The sequence below is a fragment of the Dactylosporangium roseum genome, assembly GCF_025264685.1.
Classification (GTDB): Bacteria; Actinomycetota; Actinomycetes; order Mycobacteriales; family Micromonosporaceae; genus Dactylosporangium; species Dactylosporangium roseum.
This window is the reverse complement of record NZ_CP073721.1, coordinates 1874401-1891148: the sequence shown is the minus strand read 5'-3', so window position 1 is coordinate 1891148 and position 16748 is coordinate 1874401. Positions and strand designations below refer to the sequence as shown.

The following is a 16748-nucleotide window of genomic DNA, read 5'->3' as shown; positions in this document are numbered from 1 at the left end:
TCTCGGCCGGCCCTCGCACGTTGCCTCAGGCCAGGGAGATGTTGTCGCCGTCGACCTTCAACTGCTTCTCGGGCAGGCCCTTGGTCGCCGGGCCGTTGGTCACCGAGCCGTCGGCGGCGGAGAACGCGCTGCCGTGACACTTGCAGTGGATGCTGCCGTCCTTCACTTCCGACACCACGCACTGCTTATGCGTGCAGATCGCACTGAAGGCCTTGAACTGGCCGGAGGCCGGCTGGGTGACGACCACGCCACCGCCGTCCGTGAAGATCTTCCCTCCCCCCACGGGGATGTCGGCCTTGCTCGCCAGGGGGCCTCCGGCCGCGGCACCGCCGGTACTACCGGTGTTGCCGCTGCCGGTGCTCCCGGTGTCGCCGGCATCGTCTCCACACGCGGCGAGAACCGTCACGGCCGTGACGCCGGCCGCTCCGGCGAGCACCGCACGGCGGGTCGTGTCACTCACAAGCTCCTCCAATGATCGTTGGCCCGCTGGCTACGCCAGGAAACACGTCGACCATGGACGGTACGGTTCAATGCTCAACAAAGTCTGGAAATCCGTTATCCACGCGTGATCTTTCGTCACTCGCCGTGGCGGACCTCAGACCTCGACCACGTATCCCGCCTGGACCTTCACCGGCACGGCGCTGAGCCCACGCGTGGCCGGCCCGCGCACGAGGCTGCCGTCGGCGGCCTTGAACTGCGAGTTGTGCCCGGGGCACATGATGATCGGGTTGCCGGCGCTGGGCGGCTCGACGATGACGCCCTGGTGCGGGCAGAGCGCCCTGAACGCCTTGATCGTGCCCTGCTTCGGCTGCACGACGAGCACGGTGTCCTTGACGATGAGGCCGCCGCCGACCGGCACCTCCCGCACCGCCACGAGCGCCCCGGCGGGCGGGGCGGCCGCACCCGGCTCGGTGGCGGCGCCGGTGTTGTCGAAGGGATTCGCCGCGGCAGAGGTACCGGCCGGCGCCGGCGCACTGCTCGCACCACCGTTCGCGACGGGCGCGGCAGGCTCGTCACCGCCGCATCCGGCGAGCACGGTGACACCCAGCGCCCCGGCACCGAGCAGAAGCGTCCGCCGAGCGGCGCACGGGTTGAAGACGTCCTCGACAGGCACGTGTTCCTCCAGGGTCGGCCTCGCCAGCGGCCCACGGTAGCAGCGCACTCCCGCCACGGCCGTGGCGTCCCGCGCATGGAGCCCGAAGTTGACCTTGGAAGGTTGCGGCTGCCATGGCGACCACAATCTTCCAAGGTCAACCAGCGCGGCCGTCGCGCGCGGGCGGGTCAGCCCTTTGTTGTGGCCTTCTTCGCCGGGGCCTTGCGGGCCGTCGACTTGGTGGCGGCCGACTTCGTGGTCGTGGATCTCGACGGTGTCTTCGGTGCGGCTTCGGAGGTGGTGGGCTTGTCGGCGGAGCCTTTGGCGGCGGTCGTCGCTCGGGTGGCGGCCGCCTTCTTCGGGGCCGCGCCCGTGCCGTTGGCGCGAGACGCGACCGGTGCTTTGCTCGCACCGTTCGGCTTGGCGGCGCCGTTGGCCTTGGCGGCTCGGTCACGGGCGGACGGGTCGGCGCCGGTCGCCGGGCCTGCCAGGCCGAGGACCGGGCGCAGGAACTTACCCGTGTGGCTCTCCTCCAGCTCGGCCACCTCTTCCGGCGTGCCGGCGGCGACGACCGAGCCGCCCTTGTGACCGCCCTCCGGGCCCATGTCGATGACCCAGTCGGCGGCCTTGATCACGTCGAGGTTGTGCTCGATGACGATCACCGTGTTGCCCTTGTCGACCAGGCTCTGCAGGACCAGCAGCAACTTGCGGATGTCCTCGAAGTGCAGGCCGGTCGTCGGCTCGTCGAGCACGTAGACCGTGCGGCCCGTCGAGCGCTTCTGCAGCTCCGACGCAAGCTTCACGCGCTGGGCCTCGCCGCCGGAGAGCGTCGGGGCCGGCTGGCCGAGCCGGACGTAACCGAGGCCGACGTCGTTGAGGGTCTTCAGGTGACGGTGGATCGCCGGGATCGCCTCGAAGAACGACGCGGCCTCCTCGATCGGCATGTCGAGGATCTCGGCGATCGTCCGGCCCTTGTAGTGCACCTCGAGCGTCTCCCGGTTGTACCGCGCGCCCTTGCAGACCTCGCACGGCACGTAGACGTCGGGCAGGAAGTTCATCTCGATCTTGATCGTGCCGTCGCCGGCGCACGCCTCGCAGCGGCCGCCCTTGACGTTGAACGAGAACCTGCCGGGACCGTAGCCGCGGACCTTCGCCTCGGTCGTCTCCGCGAACAGCTTGCGGATGTTGTCGAACACACCCGTGTAGGTGGCCGGGTTGGACCGCGGCGTGCGCCCGATGGGCGACTGGTCGACGCCGACGACCTTGTCGACGTTGTCGAGCCCGGAGATCCGGGTGTGCCGGCCGGGGACGAGGCGCGCGCCGTTGACGGTGTTCGCCAGCACCGCATGAAGGATGTCGTTGACCAGCGTCGACTTGCCGGAGCCGGACACGCCGGTGACCGCTACGAACTGGCCGAGCGGGAAGGACACGGTCAGGTTGCGCAGGTTGTGCTCGCGGGCGCCGATGACGACCAGCTCGCGGCCGGGCGTGCGGGGCCGGCGGATCTGCGGCGTCGGGATGCTCTTGCGGCCCGCGAGGTAGGCGCCGGTGACCGACTCCTCGGCCTGCAGGAGCTCCTCGTACGGCCCGCTGTGCACGACCCGGCCGCCGTGCTCGCCCGCGCCCGGCCCGATGTCGACGATCCAGTCCGCGGTGCGGATGGTGTCCTCGTCGTGCTCGACCACGATGAGCGTGTTGCCCAGGCGCTTGAGCCTGGTGAGCGTCTCGATCAGCCGATGGTTGTCCCGCTGGTGCAGGCCGATGCTCGGCTCGTCGAGCACGTAGAGCACGCCGACCAGGCCGGAGCCGATCTGCGTGGCGAGGCGGATGCGCTGCGCCTCGCCACCGGACAGGGTGCCGGCGGCGCGGTCGAGCGAGAGGTAGTCGAGGCCGACGTCGACGAGGAAGCGCAGCCGGGCGTTGATCTCCTTGAGCACCCGCTCGGCGATCATCTTCTGCCGGTCGGTGAGGGTCATCGCGCCGAGCAGCTCGGCGCAGTCGCCGACGGACAGGGCGCAGATGTCGGCGATGCTGTGCCCGGCGATCGTGACCGCGAGGATCTCCGGCTTGAGCCGGCTGCCGCCGCACGTGGCGCACGGCACGTCGCGCATGTACCCCTCGTACTTGTCCCGGGACCAGTCGCTCTCCGTGTCGGCGTGGCGCCGCTCGATCCACTGCACCACGCCCTCGAAGCCGGTGTAGTAGGAGCGCTCGCGGCCGTACTTGTTGCGGTACCGGACGTGGACCTGGTCCTCGGAGCCGTGGAGGATCGCCTTCTGCCCGCGGGAGGAGATCGCGCGCCACGGGGTGTCGAGGTTGAACCCCTCGTCGTCGCCGAGCGCCTCGAGCAGGCGGAGGAAGTAGTCGAGCGTGTGGCCCGATGCCCACGGCGCGATCGCTCCCTCACGCAGCGTGCGCTCCGGGTCGGGGACGATCAGCTCCGGGTCGACCTCCTTCTTGGTGCCGATGCCGGTGCAGTCGGGGCAGGCGCCGTAGGGCGCGTTGAAGGAGAACGAGCGCGGCTCGAGGTCCTCGATCGACAGCGGGTGCTCGTTGGGGCAGGCCAGGTGCTCGGAGAACAGCCGCTCGCGGTGCTCGTCGTCCTCGGGCAGGTCGACGAACTCCAGGATGACGATGCCGGCGGCGAGCTTGAGGGCGGTCTCGACGGAGTCGGTGAGCCGCTGCTTGGCGCTGGGCTTCACGGCGAGCCGGTCGACGACCACCTCGATCGTGTGCTTCTCCTGCTTCTTGAGCTTCGGCGGGTCGGTCAACGGGTGGACGACGCCGTCGATCCGGGCGCGCGCGTAGCCCTTGGACTGCAGCTCGCTGAACAGGTCGACGTACTCCCCCTTGCGCCCGCGGACGACCGGCGCGAGCACCTGGAACCGGGTGCCCTCGGCCATGGCGAGGACCCGGTCGACGATCTGCTGCGGGGTCTGCTTGGTGATCGCCTCACCACAGACCGGGCAGTGCGGCTCACCGACGCGCGCGTAGAGCAGTCGGAGATAGTCGTACACCTCGGTGATGGTGCCGACCGTCGATCGCGGGTTGCGCGAGGTCGACTTCTGGTCGATGGAGACCGCCGGGGACAGGCCCTCGATGAAGTCGACGTCGGGCTTGTCCATCTGGCCGAGGAACTGTCGCGCGTAGGAGGACAGCGACTCGACGTAACGCCGCTGCCCCTCCGCGAAGATCGTGTCGAACGCCAGGCTCGACTTGCCGGAGCCGGACAGACCGGTGAACACGATCATCGCGTCGCGCGGCAGGTCAAGACTGACGTCGCGAAGGTTGTGCTCGCGTGCGCCACGGATGATCAAGCGGTCGGACATGCTTCCCCTTGGCAGTGATTTGTCCGGTTCGAACACCGTCACGGTGCCAGCCGACAACTCTAGCCAGGGGGTATGACATTTTTCCGCGCCCGGACGAGGGACTCTCGCCGGGCGCCACACCTAGGGCCGGGCCGACCGGCGACGTTCGCGGCTTTCGCGCTTCATTCGCCGTACCGATGCAAGCATCTGCTCTTTCTGCAGTTTCCGCCAATGGGCGAAGCGTCGCGGGCTCAGCGTGCCGTCCTCGACCGCCTCCCGGACCGCGCAGCCCGGCTCGCCCGCGTGGTTGCAGTCCTGGAACCGGCAGAGCGCCGCGAGCTCGGTCACATCGGCGAACGCCCGATCGAGCCCGCCGGCCGTGTCGAACATGCCGACGAGCCGGATGCCGGGCGTGTCGAGCACCGCGCCGCCGCCCGGCATGGGAATCAGCGCCCGATATGTGGTCGTATGCCGCCCTCGACCGTCGGCGCGCAGCGTCTGCGTGTGCATCACCGGCGCGCCGGCGAGAGCGTTGACCAGGCTCGACTTCCCGGCGCCGGACTGACCCAGCAGGCCGAGCGTGCGGCCGGGCACGACGAGCGGGCGCAAGGCGTCGAGGCCCATCCCGGTGCGGGCGCTCACGGCGTGGACCTCCACCCCGGACTCCCGCCCCGGCATCTGCTCCGCCAGCGCGAGCGGATCGGCGGCGAGGTCGGCCTTGGTCAGCACGAGCAGTGGTTTGGCACCGGACTCCCAGGCGAGGGCCAGCAGGCGCTCGACACGGCCCAGGTCGGGCGACGGGTCGACCGGCTCGACCACGGCCACGGCGTCGACGTTGGCGGCGAGCAACTGGCCGAACGACTCCTCGCCGGCCACCGCGCGGACGATCGCGGTGCGCCGGGGCAGGACCGCCTCGGCCGTCAGGCGGCCGTCGGGCCAGTCGCGCACGACCAGCCAGTCCCCCGCGCACGGCAGGGCCGCCGCGTCCCGGGCGGCACGGGCCAGCAGGCCGCCCGCCAGGCTCGCCCGCACCGGACCGTCGGCTGCCAGCGCCGTGCAGATGCCCCGGTCCACGCGGCTCACCCGCGCCGGCCGCTGACCGGGCAGGTCGTGTCGCGCGTAGGCCGCGGCGAAGGTGTCGTCCCAGCCGAGAGCCGACAGGTCGATAGTCATCTGCTTCCTTGTCCGTACGAGCGTTCGGAAATCCACGGTAGGCAGCGCGTCCTTGCCGCGAAACCGAATATCGCGACTATGGTCGGGTGCGTGCTCCCCTCGCATGTGCTGGCCGGCGCCGTCGGCCACCGCCTCGACCGGGCAGACGTCCAGTGGCACGTCTCGCCCGGCCAGGACGACTCGCTGATGCGGTTCTGGCTGACGTTCGGCGGCACCTCCTACGGCTTCCATGTGGGTGCCGAGGACGAGATCCTCGACGTGATCATGGAGGATCGCGGCACCGACGCCGACATGGGCGTCTACGGGAGGCTGGAGGTCCGCCGCGCCGCGGGCCCGGACCCGGCGGCCGCCGCGGTCGGCCAGCGGCTCGTCGTCGTCCACGACCTCTTCGCGGGCTACCTCGGCAAGCCGATCGGCGCCCGGCTCTCGTTCGAGACCGTCGACCTGAGCGTGGCCGACTGGGAGGACGAGCTGCACTGGGCCGTCGGTGACCTGCCCCCGGCCGTAGGGGTCCGGCAAAGATAGTCTGAGCCGGTGGGCTGAGCGGCGAACTCCCGTCCCTGGAGGCATGGAAATGACGTCGGACCTTTCGATCACGAAGCTCTCGGTCGGGCCGATGGACAACAACGCGTACCTGCTGCGCTGCCGATCGACCGGCGAGGGCGTGCTCATCGACGCCGCGAACGAGCCGTCGCGGCTGCTGTCGCTGATCGGCCCGGATGGCATCTCGGCGGTGGTCACCACGCACCGGCACGCCGATCACTGGCAGGCCCTGTCCGAGATCGTGTCGGCCACGGGCGCCGCGTCACTGGCCCACGCCGCGGACGCCCCGGAGATCCCGGTGGTGACGGACACCCTGGCCGAGGGTGACGTGGTGCCGGTGGGTCCGTACCGGCTGTCGGTGATCCATCTCGTGGGGCACACGCCGGGCTCGATCGCGCTGTACCACGAGCCGGACGGCGGCCACCTCTTCACCGGCGACGCCCTGTTCCCCGGGGGTCCCGGGCGGACGACGAACCCGACCGACTTCAACTCCTTGATGGACGACCTGGAGGAGAAGGTCTTCGGCCGCCTGCCGGACTCGACGGTGATCCACCCGGGACACGGGAAGGACTCGACGCTCGGCGCGGAGCGCCCGTCAATCCCGCAGTGGCGCGCCCGCGGCTGGTAGCCTGCCAGGCCGACCATGGGCGGTAGACGGGCGATAGATTGCGGGCCATGCCCGTATCGACGAAGCCCGTGTATCTCCTGGACTTCCTGCCCGAGGACTGGCGCGAGGCGGTCGCCCCGTACGTCGACCCCGCTGTCGTGGCGGCGCTGTCCTCGTTCGTTGTCGAGCAGTACCGGTCCGCCACGGTGTATCCGCGGAAGCAGGACATCTACGCCGCCTACCGGTTGTCCCCGCTCGCGGCGACCCGGGTCCTCATCCTCGGCCAGGATCCATACGTCCGGCCGGGACAGGCCCATGGACTGAGCTTCAGCGTGCCGCCGGGCGTTCCGGTCCCGCCGTCGCTGCGCAACGTGTACGAGGAGATGCGCGAGGACCTGGGGGTGGACCCGCCGCCGTCGGGTGACCTGACCGCATGGTGCCGGCAGGGAGTGATGCTGCTCAACGCGGTGCTGACCGTCCGCGCCGGCACCCCGAACTCGCATCAGGGACGCGGTTGGGAGAACATCACCGACGCCACGATCCGGGCGCTGAACGCGAAGGCGGACCGCGTCGTGTTCGTGCTGTGGGGCGCGGCGGCGAAGGCGAAGGCGCCGCTGGTGACGAACAACCGACACGTGGTGCTGCGCGCCGGGCATCCCAGCCCGATGAACCCGGCCGGCTTCCGCGGCAGCCGACCGTTCAGCCAGATCAACGCGGCACTGGTGGCGGCCGGAGCTCCCCCGGTGCGCTGGTCGCCGGCGATGCCGCGGCAGTGACGCGAGACCTGGTCACGCGCGCGGCGCAGCTCCGTCGGTACGGGGCCGGGCCGAACGACGTCCCGACTTCGACGAGACGTCGCGGTCACCGTTCCACATGATCTCGGGCGCGACCGGCAAGGGCGACGCGCAGACTGGCGTAGGCCGGGATGAGGACGCGGTGGCCGTACCGCCGCCGGCGGACGTGCCACGGGCGACCGGTCGCCAGCAGGGCGTCCAGCAGGGCGGACACCTCGGCACGGCCGACCGGGGCGCCGAGGCAGAAGTGGCGACCGGCGCCGAACCAGAGGTGGCGCAGCTCCGGGAAGGGCAGGTTGTCGAGGTCGAACCCGCCGCGCGCGTGGTTCGCCGTGGCGGTCAGCAGCAGCACCCGGTGGCCGACCCGGAGCCGCCGACCGGCGACCTCCACGTCGGTGGTGACCGACCGGGTGATCACCGGTATCGGGGAGGCGATCCGCAGGCCCTCGCGCACCGCGACGGGCAACAGGTCCGGCTCGGCGCGCAGCCGGTCCTGCTCGCCGGTGTCGTGCAGCAGTGCCACGGTCCGGGCCATCGCCGAGGCCGTGGTCTGCGTCCCCGCCACGGTCAGCAGCGCCGCCAGGCCCTCGGTCTCGCGCAGGCCCAGCCCGAGTTCGCGGCACCGGCCGAGCAGCGTGCCGCCGGGCGCGGTGCGCCACCCGGCCGCGACCTGGGCGGTCATCCGGGCGACGATCGCCTTTCCGGCGGCGACGGTCCGCGGCGGTACGTGCGGCGAGGCGGTGCTGCGGGCCGCCAGCGCGGCCAGGGCGAGGCCGGCGTCGAAGATCTCGCGGTACGCGGCGTCCGGACCGGTGCCGGGCAGGCCGAGCAGGTCGGCGACGACCCGGCCGACCACCTCGCGGCTCAGCTCGGCGACGTCGACGGTCGCGCCGGCGGCGAGCTCGGCGGTGCAGCGCCGCAGCCGCGGCCCGGCGGCGCGGGCCACGAGCGCCGCCGCCCGCTCCTCGGTGAACAGGTCCCGGGTCGTCGCGCGCAGGGCCTGGTGGCCGGGGCCGTCGAAGAGGTCGTACACCCAGTCGCCGAGCACCCGCGCCCAGAGGTGCCCGACGACACCCTCGCCGACGATCGTGAAATGGTCCCGGTCGGCGAGGACGCGGCGCATGGTGCCGGGGTCGGCGACCACCCAGCCGAGCCCTGGCACCCGCCACATCGGCCGGGCGAACCGCCCGAGGGTGAGCAGTGCCGGGAAGCCGGGCCGGCTGGCGGCGAGCAGCCGCAGCTCATGCCGCCGGGCGCGATCGATCCGACGGCCGGGGACGGTTGCGGTGCGGACTGTTGTCATGCCGCCAGCGTCGGCCGTCGGCGGCGTCGTCACGTCGGATCGGCGGCGACACCGGGCCTGCTCCCCCGGCGGTATCCGGCCGGCTGCCGTACCACGGCCGGCGTACCGGGACCGCACCGGGACGGCGTGCGCACGGCGCCCGAATCGCATCGGTCGAAGGCGCGGGTGCCGGCTGACGGTCCGCCGGAGCGGTCATCTACGAATAAGCATTCCTCGATCGAAGGCGACGGTCCGCAGAGCACTGCGGAGACGATCCGCACCGTCGTGCGCGTGGACGCACAGGCGCGGTCGGGAGCCGCCGACGGCGGCTCCCGACGATGCTCGACCGTGCCAGACTGGCGGGCATGACGACTCTCGGCGCCGTGTTCCTGCCCCAGCTCCCGCCGGAACGACTGCGGTCCGTCGTCCGGGCCGCCGACGAGGCCGGGCTGGAGGAGTTGTGGCTGTGGGAGGACTGCTTCCTGGAGAGCGGAATCGCCACCGCCGCCGCGGCGCTGGCGTGGTCGTCGCGGCTGCGGGTCGGGGTCGGCCTGCTGCCGGTGCCGCTGCGCAACGTGGCCGTCACCGCGATGGAGCTGGCCACGCTGTTCCGGCTGTTCCCGGACCGGGCGATCGTCGGCGTCGGCCACGGTGTGCAGAGCTGGATGGGCCAGGTCGGCGCCCGCGCGGAGTCGCCGCTGACGCTGCTGCGCGAGCACGCGTCGGCGCTGCGGGCCCTGTTGCGCGGCGAGCGGGTCACCGTCGAGGGGCGGTACGTACGGCTGGACGGCGTGGCGCTGGACTGGCCGCCGACCACGGGCGCGGCGGTGCTCACCGGCGCCACCGGCCCGCGGACCCTGCGGCTGTCGGGTGAGGTCTCCGACGGGACCATCCTGACCGGCGGCACGGACATCGGGGCGGTACGGGCCGCACGGCGCCTGATCGACGAGGGGCGCCGGGCGGCGGGGCGGACCGGCCCGCACCCGGTCGTCGTCTACCTGCACGCGGCGACCGGTCCCGGCGCCGCGGAGCGCGTGGCGGCCGAGCACGTGCGGTGGGGCTACGCCGAGCGCGGTGTGGATCCGGCCGACGTGGCCGTCGCCGGTGACGCGCGGACCGTCGCCGACGCGGTGCGCCGCTGGGCGGAGGCCGGGGCCGACACCGTGGTCCTGCAACCGACCGCGGACGACCCGGACCCGGAGCACTTCATGCGCTTCGTCGCGCGGGAGGTCCGCCCGCTGGTCCCCTGACCGCCGCCGGGACACGGAGGGGCTTCAGGCCGGATCCGGTCGCGGTCGGCCCCGATCGTGGTGCGGCTGACGGACGACTCGTTCCGGTTCGTGTTGGTGCCGGGCGACCGGGTCATCTCCTGGCCGAAGCTGCGGGCGCTCCTCGGGGTCAACCGGGTCTCGATGCCGGACGCGGCGACCGGCTACGAGCGGGGCACGATCACGCCGTTCGGGTCGACGACCGCCTGGCCGGTCATCGCCGACGAGCGGCTCCGGGGGCGGGAGATCACGCTGGGTGGCGGGCGGCACGGCGTCGCGCTCGCCGTGGTCGCCGACGCCGCGATCGAGGTGCTGACGGCCACCGTCGCCGACGTCTCCGAGGCCGAACCGCGGGCCTGATCGACGGGCGCTTTTTCCGGTGGTACCGCAGAAAGCCGCACCCGCCAATGGCAGTTTGCCGAAAATGCCTTTGCTGTCGGGAAAATGTGCAAATCTGGCACTCGGCAACCATCATTGCCCGGGTTTCCGGAGGTCGCCCGTGGAGTGCTTCGACGGGCGGTCGCGCGGCGCGCCTCACCATTCGTGCGGGCCGGCCGGAATGCGCAGGTGAGCCCCGGGCCGAGCGGGGAGTCCCACTGTCCACACATCCGTTACGCGGTCATGTCGTGCGCCGCAATCTCGCGGCCGCGACCACCGTCTGCACCATCGCGTGCGCCGCTGCCGTCGCCGGGACACTCGACAGCCCGTCCGCCGCGGGCGTTGTCGTCACCCGGACCCCGTACGTGTTCGTCGGGGCAGCCCAGGAGCCGGCCCGGGCCGACCGGCTCGTCGAGCTCAGGCCCGTCGAGCGACGGCTGCACCCGGCACCGCCGGCCGCGCAGGTTCCGGATCGGGCACCGGGGCCGCAGCGCAAGGTCACCGAGCGCACGGCCGCGCCGCGGACGGGCGGTGCGGGCAAGAGCACCGTGCGGCGCAAGGCGACCAGGTCGAAGCCGCGCGGCGCGGCGCCGGCGAACCGGCTCCGCGTCCGCACCACGACGGCCCGGCCTGTCCAGCCGGCCGGTGGCGGGGACGGGACGGTCGTCGGGTTCGCGATGGCACAGGTCGGCAAGGGGTACACCTTCGGGTCGGCCGGACCGGACCGGTTCGACTGCTCGGGGCTCGTCGTCGCCGCGTACCGGCGGATCGGCGTCAGCCTGCCCCGCACCACGGGCGGGCTCGCCGGCCGGGGAAGACCGGTGGGCCGGGGCGAACTGCGCCCGGGCGACCTCGTGTTCCCGTCGAGCGGGCACGTCGGGATCTACATCGGCGGCGGGCGCATCGTGCACGCGTCGACCGAGCGCGGCGGGGTCAAGGTCTCGCCGATCTACGACTTTCGATACGCCCGCCGGATCATCAACTGACCCCTCGACCGCCCCGCCCCCAAAACCCTCGCCGATCTTGCAGTTGTGGTGCCGAGACACGCCCTGAATGCCCGGTTTGTTAGGCACCACAACTGCAAGATCAACGGCTGAGGGGGCTAGTGGGCCAGCCGGAAGTCGGCGAAGTCGAAGCCGGGCGCGACGACGCAGCTCACGAGCACCGGCTCGGTGCCGATCGGGGTGGCCGCCTGCCACACGCCCGCGGGGATCAGCACCTGCGGGCGCTGGCCGGCGGCCACGTCGGCGCCGAGAATCGCCGCCGGCCCCTCGCCGGGCACGTCGCCGGAGCCGCCGAGGCGCAGCTCCAGCGGGCCGCCGGAGTGCCAGAACCACAGCTCGTCGGAGCGCACCACGTGCCACGCGGACTCCTCGCCCGGATGCAGCAGGAAATAGATCGCGGTGGCCGCGCTGCGCGGGCCGTCGTACCCCTCCGGCGAGAACCTCACCGGCGAGCGCCACGTCTCGCGGAACCAGCCGCCCTCGGGGTGCGGTCGCATGTCGAGCTGCTCGGCCAGCGGCGGTCGTGTGGTCATGCGCCAAACGTAGTGGCCCGCCCCGCCGTCTGACGCCGGTGCGGGCCCGTGTCACGCCGGGCGGCGTGAGGCCGGAATCGCGCAGCGGCGCGTTCGTGGAACCGCGCCGTCGACCGGGAACGCGGCCTGAGCCGGCCGCAGGATTGATCGCGCCGGGCCCGGTCCGGACCCCGGGACTACCATCGCCGGATGCGGCGCTTCGGGGCATTGCTGGTCGTCATCGCCGGACCCGGGACGGCGCGTTCCGGGTGCGGCTCCAGATCATGGGAAAGATGTGGCTAGCGGGGCAGCCGCATCTTTCCCATGATCATGAGGTCGAGCGGCCTGGCGGCGGATTGCGCGCCGACCGGCACACCTCGGCGGCGATATCTGCGCGCCCGCGCCCGAATCGCCGGTCTTGTCCGGGGTGACCAGGCCCGTCGGGCTGCGCTTCGCGGCCTTGAAGTGGCGTTCGTCAGCCGCGCAGGCAGGCGCAGAACGGGTGGCCCGCCGGGTCGAGCAACACGACGTAGCGGTCGCCGCCGGGCTGGTGGCCGGGCTTGGTGGCGCCTAGCTTCAGCGCCCGCTCCTCGGCGTCGGCCAGGTCGTCGACGTAGAAGTCGAGGTGGAACTGCTTCGGCGTCGGGCCCTCCGGCCAGGTCGGCGCGGTGTAGCCGGGCAACTGGCCGAAGCCGATCGACGTGCCACCGTCGCTGATCATCGCGTATTCGTCCTCGCTGTGCGTGACGTCCCAGCCGAGGACCTCGCTGTAGAAGGCGGCGAGGGCGGGCGGTTCGGCGCAGTCGATGTTGACCATGATGAGGCTAGCGAATCCAGTCATGCCCGCATCCTGGCACGTATTCCTGCCACCTCATGTCAGGATCGTCCGGGATTCGGTCGTGCGGGTCCGCCCGGACGGCGACCGTCACGAGGCCGTCGGGGCGGACCAGTTGCGCCGGATGGCGACCATACGCAGGACGAAGGTCAACGTGGCGGCCAGCGTGATGTTCAGCGGTCGCTGGACCTCCAGCGCGTCGAGCGTCGCGACGGAGGCGCAGCCGCACAGGCCCGCGACCGCGTAGATCTCACGGCGCAGCACCGTCGGGATCTCGCCGGTCAGCAGGTCACGGACCAGGCCGCCACCGATGCCGGTAATCATGCCGATGATGCAGGCGCCGAACGCCGGAACGCCGGCGTCGAGCGCCTTCAGCGTGCCGGTCACCACGAACAGGCCCAGGCCGGCCGCGTCGAGCACGAGGACGGTCCGGCGCAGCTTGCTCACCGCCGGGTGGAGCCAGAACGTCGCGGCGGCCGTGACCACCGCCACCGCGGCATATCGCCAGTCGACGAACGCGAACGGCTGCACGTTGACGAAGAGGTCGCGGAGGATGCCGCCGCCGAGGGCCGCGGTGAAGCCGACGAAGATGACGCCGAAGAGGTCCAGTCGCTTGGCCACGCCGGCGACCGCACCGGAGGCGGCGAAGACGGCGATGCCGACGAGGTCGACGACGAGCAGCGGGCTGAGCGATGACACGTGGCCGGATCCCTCGGTGCGGACAGCGATGCGCGGCACCCTCGCCGGATGCCGCGCATCATGTATACCGGCCTAGATGTTGTCGATGACGGCCATCGAGGTTTCGTGCTGCATGGCCAACATGTCGGAGACCGCGGCCGCGTCGTAGTAGGAGCCGCTGTCGCCGGTCGTGGTGGGGTCGGCGGTCACGACGTCGCCGTCGAGGTTGCCGCCGGAGCCGTCGTAGTCGGCGCCGTAGCCGGCGAGTTCGTCGGACGTCAGGTCGATCGTCTCGCCAGTGTTCGCGTCGTAGGCCAGCTCGTACCGGCCGTCGCCGTCGGAGTCCAGCGCGGCGTAGTCGGCCTCGCCGTCACCGTCGGTGTCGGCGACGATCACGTTGCTGCCGTCGTCGAGGGTGTAGATCTCGGCCGGGTCCTCGACGCCGTCGCCGTCGACGTCCGCGGTGAAGCCGGAGTATTCGTCGCTCATATCGGTGGTGCCCCAATCGCATTCGGGTGTTCGGTGTGCTGTAACGATCAGGAACGGTATGGGGTCGGGGCCCCGCCGCACTCCCCCTTTGCTGCCAAGCCGACAGCAAAAGCGATCCGCGTCACTCGCCACCGTCGGCGGTCCCGTGACGTCAGCGGGAGGCGGGTGCCACGTTTGCCCGTTGCGGGCTCCGGGGTATCCAACCGTCGATTCGATGTCGGCCGAACCGGGGCCGGCCGGGCAGTGCAGACCGAGCGGACGAAGGAGGCAAGCTGTGGGCAGAGGGTCCTCGATCGGCGGGGTCATCCTCGTCATCTGGCTGATCATCGGGGTCATCGCGGCCGGCCAGCGCGGATACTTCAACAGCGAAGAAACCAACTGCGCGAAGGCCGGAACGATCGTCGTCACGATCATCGCCGGTCCGCTGAACTACGTCGGAGTCAACCCCAAGATCAATTGCGATCTTCCCGAGCCTTCCAAGTAGCGCACTCGCCTCCTCCCCGCGGCGGGGCCGGCGCCGGTCGGCGCCGGCCCCGCCGTCTCGCTTCCCGGAGGTGACCCCCGAGCCGAGCGGGTCCGCGCCGGGAGGGCGGCGGCGCCGCGAACGCCCGAGCCTCGCCACGGACCTGTCAAGGGCTGAAGGCCAGGAAGACGAACGCGCCGAAGATGACCAGATGGACGGTGCCCTGGAGCAGGGTGGCCCGGCCGTGCAGACACAGGCCGAGCACCCCGTTGCACACGATCATGAACGCGGAGTAGACCGTGTCGCGGGCGAGGGTGTCCGCCGGGCGGCCCGGCGTCGTCATGAGCATCAGGATCAGGCCGACCTCGATCACGGTGACCGCGACCGCGAGGATCAGCGTGCCGAACGGCTCGCCGACCCGGTGCGCCACCACCTCCGCGTGGTGCACGGCGGCCACGACCGCGGCGACCAGCACGACGGCGACGAGGGTGAGCACCATGCCGCGCGGCTTGCGGCCCCACGTCGCCAGGAGGACCACGGTGGCCGCCAGCGGGACCACGATCGGCCACCTCAACAGCAGCCGAGCGACCGGCCAGGCGCGGAGAGCCACAATCCCGAGCGTAGGTTGCGGACAGGGCGGTGACAGCCGGCTCACAGGGATCCGAGCTAGCTTTCCCCCATGGACGAGAACGAGGCGCGCAGAGTGGTCGATGCGCTGCGCGAGCGTGGCGTGCCCGCCCACCTGGAGCTGGCCAGGGCCGGGCTGTCCCAGTTCGGCGTACGGGTGACGCTGTTCGACGGCCGCGTCGCGGTGTGGGACACCGACGGCACTGCGGGGTTGGAGGCGCAGGTGATGCGCGACGGCATGCTGGTCGGCTTCGTGCCGATGATCGAGGGGTCGGAACACTTCACGGAGGCGCAGATCGTCGACGCGATCGCGCGGACCGACTACGACCGGCCGATCGCCCGGCAGCGGACGGCGGCGCCGCCGGCCGGTCCGCCGTTGCCGCGGGAGGGCGGGTTCTTCCGGCGGTTCCGCGAGGGGTTCAGGCGCTAGGGCCGGACGTCCTAGATGTCGTGGATCTGGGAGCGCTCGATCTCGGTGAAGGCGTTGCCGAGGTAGGTGGCGAAGGAGCGGGCGCCCAGCAGCTCCGCGACGAGCAGCGGCGCGTGCCTGGCCAGGGCCCACGGCGACGGGCGCTGATCGTCGTCACCCTGCTCGTGGACGCCGAGCGCGCCGACCAGCAGCACGACCATGACCTGCGGGTCGACGTCCTGCCACTCGCCGGCGGAGCGGACCGCCCGCTCGAGCGCGGCGCGGATGTCGTCACCGTCGAGGCCGTCCGGGTGGAGGTCTTCCAGCAGACTCCGGACCACTATGCCGAGGACCAGGCCGACCTGCTCCGCGTCGAGCGCGCCGAGTTGCTCGGCGGCCGCCTCGAACGCGTCCTTGTCGCGCTCACGGGTCGCGTCGACGGCGGCGGTGGCGGCGGTCGCGATGGCCCGGGCGGGTGGCGGCAGGTGCCGCCAACTGGTGGTCGTCACCGATCGACCCTAGCCCCTGGGTCATCGCCGGGGCCGGGCGGTGCGGGACACACGCGCCGCCGTCAGGGAATGACGGCGGGCTGGCCGGCGTGGCGGCGCAGCAGGAGCACGGTGACGAGCGGCCAGGTGACCTCGGCACCGGACGCGATGCGCTCGGCCAGGCCGACCAGGGTTCCGGTGCCGAGCGCGATCGCGAAGCCGAACACGAGGACGACGAGCAGGAGCGCGCCGCCGAGCATGACCGGCGCCGACGGCTGGACCGGGCCGCCGCCGGGACGGCGCCACAGCGCCGGCCACAGGGCGAGGCAGGCGAAGGCGAACGTGGCGGCGGTCTGGTGGGCTCCCGACTCGCCGGTCGACGGCACGGGCAACGCGGCGACCAGCATCGTGGCGACGCCCCCGGCGCCCAGCATGACCCGGGCCGCGGTGGCGAGCGGGCGCAGGCCGCGGGCGGTGACGCAGTGGCAGAGCCCGACGCCGAGCAGCGCGACCGTCATCACCCAGCGGTACGCGGCACCCTGCCCGGCGAGAGCGCTGATCGTGTCGTGGAGGGAGTCGTACCGCCCGGTCTCGCCGGTGCCGGTGGGTTGCAGGGCCGCGGCGGCGGTCCAGCCGCCGATCAGCAGGACCGGGGCGGTGGCAGCGGACCACAGCGCGAACGGTGCCACGAAATCCCTGCGCACCGGGTGAGTATGCCGTGGGTGGGCCGGCGCCGCACCCGGCGGCCTCCGGCCCGTTCCGCGGTTCCGCGCGTGGATCCCGAGCTCCCCGGTGAG

At 72.1% G+C, this 16748-nt stretch carries 18 protein-coding genes and 2 pseudogenes; 8 read left to right on the top strand and 12 right to left on the bottom strand.

What is annotated here, in order from left to right:
- Positions 1-25: 25 nt before the first annotated feature.
- The 4 genes and pseudogenes from Drose_RS09530 to rsgA all read right to left on the bottom strand — a co-directional run bounded on the left by Drose_RS09530 (position 26) and on the right by rsgA (position 5574).
- Positions 26-460 (bottom strand): Rieske (2Fe-2S) protein, encoded by a 435-nt coding sequence (locus Drose_RS09530; protein WP_260727807.1) that lies wholly within the window; start codon positions 458-460, stop codon positions 26-28.
- Between the two features lie 135 nt (positions 461-595).
- Complete coding sequence (locus Drose_RS09525) at positions 596-1114, bottom strand: Rieske (2Fe-2S) protein (RefSeq protein WP_260727806.1); 519 nt, start codon at positions 1112-1114, stop codon at positions 596-598.
- A 362-nt stretch (positions 1115-1476) separates the two neighbouring features.
- Positions 1477-4422, bottom strand: a pseudogene (gene uvrA / locus Drose_RS09520) (excinuclease ABC subunit UvrA); the annotation flags it as partial.
- 120 nt (positions 4423-4542) lie between these two features.
- Positions 4543-5574 carry a ribosome small subunit-dependent GTPase A gene (gene rsgA, locus Drose_RS09515; protein ID WP_260727805.1) on the bottom strand — a complete coding sequence of 344 codons (1032 nt, stop codon included), beginning with the start codon at positions 5572-5574 and terminating at the stop codon, positions 4543-4545.
- Positions 5575-5664: 90 nt separating this feature from the next.
- Here rsgA and Drose_RS09510 point away from each other — a divergent pair, with 90 nt between their 5' ends.
- Genes Drose_RS09510 through Drose_RS09500 form a run of 3 tightly spaced genes read left to right on the top strand, consistent with a single transcriptional unit; the run spans position 5665 to position 7500 of the window.
- A complete protein-coding gene (locus tag Drose_RS09510; RefSeq protein WP_260727804.1) occupies positions 5665-6099 on the top strand; it encodes a hypothetical protein in 435 nt (144 codons plus the stop codon).
- 43 nt (positions 6100-6142) lie between these two features.
- A complete protein-coding gene (locus tag Drose_RS09505; protein WP_390891357.1) occupies positions 6143-6745 on the top strand; it encodes an MBL fold metallo-hydrolase in 603 nt (200 codons plus the stop codon).
- 47 nt (positions 6746-6792) lie between these two features.
- Complete coding sequence (locus tag Drose_RS09500; RefSeq protein WP_260727802.1) at positions 6793-7500, top strand: uracil-DNA glycosylase; 708 nt, start codon at positions 6793-6795, stop codon at positions 7498-7500.
- 85 nt (positions 7501-7585) lie between these two features.
- On the opposite strand, the gene Drose_RS09495 is transcribed toward Drose_RS09500, so the two are convergent.
- On the bottom strand, positions 7586-8821 hold the full coding sequence (locus Drose_RS09495; protein ID WP_260727801.1) for a cytochrome P450: 1236 nt from the start codon (positions 8819-8821) through the stop codon (positions 7586-7588).
- Between the two features lie 344 nt (positions 8822-9165).
- Here Drose_RS09495 and Drose_RS09490 point away from each other — a divergent pair, with 344 nt between their 5' ends.
- The 3 genes and pseudogenes from Drose_RS09490 (at position 9166) to Drose_RS09480 (ending at position 11432) form a co-directional block, all read left to right on the top strand.
- Positions 9166-10050, top strand: coding sequence for an LLM class flavin-dependent oxidoreductase (locus Drose_RS09490; RefSeq protein ID WP_260727800.1), 885 nt, complete (start codon positions 9166-9168; stop codon positions 10048-10050).
- Positions 10051-10104: 54 nt separating this feature from the next.
- Positions 10105-10428, top strand: a pseudogene (locus Drose_RS09485) (aminoacyl-tRNA deacylase); the annotation flags it as partial.
- Positions 10429-10694: 266 nt separating this feature from the next.
- Positions 10695-11432, top strand: a complete 738-nt coding sequence (locus Drose_RS09480; protein ID WP_260727799.1) for a C40 family peptidase — start codon at positions 10695-10697, stop codon at positions 11430-11432.
- Positions 11433-11548: 116 nt separating this feature from the next.
- Here the strand turns inward: Drose_RS09480 and Drose_RS09475 are convergent, their stop codons facing one another.
- The 4 genes from Drose_RS09475 to Drose_RS09460 all read right to left on the bottom strand — a co-directional run bounded on the left by Drose_RS09475 (position 11549) and on the right by Drose_RS09460 (position 13964).
- Complete coding sequence (locus tag Drose_RS09475; protein WP_260727798.1) at positions 11549-11983, bottom strand: cupin domain-containing protein; 435 nt, start codon at positions 11981-11983, stop codon at positions 11549-11551.
- Between the two features lie 454 nt (positions 11984-12437).
- Positions 12438-12803: a VOC family protein gene (locus Drose_RS09470; protein WP_260727797.1), complete on the bottom strand. Its 366-nt coding sequence runs from the start codon at positions 12801-12803 to the stop codon at positions 12438-12440.
- Positions 12804-12887: 84 nt separating this feature from the next.
- Entirely contained in the window at positions 12888-13496 is a 609-nt protein-coding gene (locus tag Drose_RS09465; RefSeq protein ID WP_260727796.1) for a trimeric intracellular cation channel family protein, read from the bottom strand.
- A gap of 72 nt (positions 13497-13568) precedes the next feature.
- Positions 13569-13964, bottom strand: a complete 396-nt coding sequence (locus Drose_RS09460; protein ID WP_260727795.1) for a hypothetical protein — start codon at positions 13962-13964, stop codon at positions 13569-13571.
- A gap of 274 nt (positions 13965-14238) precedes the next feature.
- On the opposite strand from Drose_RS09460, the gene Drose_RS09455 reads away from it, so the two are divergent.
- Entirely contained in the window at positions 14239-14448 is a 210-nt protein-coding gene (locus Drose_RS09455) for a hypothetical protein (protein ID WP_260727794.1), read from the top strand.
- Between the two features lie 145 nt (positions 14449-14593).
- Here Drose_RS09455 and Drose_RS09450 read toward each other — a convergent pair whose 3' ends face one another.
- Positions 14594-15037, bottom strand: a complete 444-nt coding sequence (locus Drose_RS09450; RefSeq protein ID WP_313900009.1) for a hypothetical protein — start codon at positions 15035-15037, stop codon at positions 14594-14596.
- A 69-nt stretch (positions 15038-15106) separates the two neighbouring features.
- Here Drose_RS09450 and Drose_RS09445 point away from each other — a divergent pair, with 69 nt between their 5' ends.
- Positions 15107-15484 carry a hypothetical protein gene (locus Drose_RS09445; protein WP_260727793.1) on the top strand — a complete coding sequence of 126 codons (378 nt, stop codon included), beginning with the start codon at positions 15107-15109 and terminating at the stop codon, positions 15482-15484.
- Between the two features lie 11 nt (positions 15485-15495).
- On the opposite strand, the gene Drose_RS09440 is transcribed toward Drose_RS09445, so the two are convergent.
- Together Drose_RS09440 and Drose_RS09435 are read right to left on the bottom strand one after the other, a co-directional pair.
- On the bottom strand, positions 15496-15972 hold the full coding sequence (locus tag Drose_RS09440; RefSeq protein WP_260727792.1) for a hypothetical protein: 477 nt from the start codon (positions 15970-15972) through the stop codon (positions 15496-15498).
- Between the two features lie 62 nt (positions 15973-16034).
- Positions 16035-16655 (bottom strand): DUF998 domain-containing protein, encoded by a 621-nt coding sequence (locus Drose_RS09435; protein WP_260727791.1) that lies wholly within the window; start codon positions 16653-16655, stop codon positions 16035-16037.
- Positions 16656-16748 lie beyond the last annotated feature (93 nt).

Excerpts from the sequence above, each read along its gene's own strand:
- Drose_RS09490 (WP_260727800.1), top strand. The coding sequence starts at position 9,166 with ATGACGACTCTCGGCGCCGTGTTCCTGCCCCAGCTCCCGCCGGAACGA.
- Drose_RS09505 (WP_390891357.1), top strand. The coding sequence starts at position 6,143 with ATGGAAATGACGTCGGACCTTTCGATCACGAAGCTCTCGGTCGGGCCG.
- Drose_RS09495 (WP_260727801.1), bottom strand. The coding sequence starts at position 8,821 with ATGACAACAGTCCGCACCGCAACCGTCCCCGGCCGTCGGATCGATCGC.
- Drose_RS09470 (WP_260727797.1), bottom strand. The coding sequence starts at position 12,803 with ATGACTGGATTCGCTAGCCTCATCATGGTCAACATCGACTGCGCCGAA.
- Drose_RS09460 (WP_260727795.1), bottom strand. The coding sequence starts at position 13,964 with ATGAGCGACGAATACTCCGGCTTCACCGCGGACGTCGACGGCGACGGC.
- Drose_RS09500 (WP_260727802.1), top strand. The coding sequence starts at position 6,793 with ATGCCCGTATCGACGAAGCCCGTGTATCTCCTGGACTTCCTGCCCGAG.
- Drose_RS09445 (WP_260727793.1), top strand. The coding sequence starts at position 15,107 with ATGGACGAGAACGAGGCGCGCAGAGTGGTCGATGCGCTGCGCGAGCGT.
- rsgA (WP_260727805.1), bottom strand. The coding sequence starts at position 5,574 with ATGACTATCGACCTGTCGGCTCTCGGCTGGGACGACACCTTCGCCGCG.
- Drose_RS09475 (WP_260727798.1), bottom strand. The coding sequence starts at position 11,983 with ATGACCACACGACCGCCGCTGGCCGAGCAGCTCGACATGCGACCGCAC.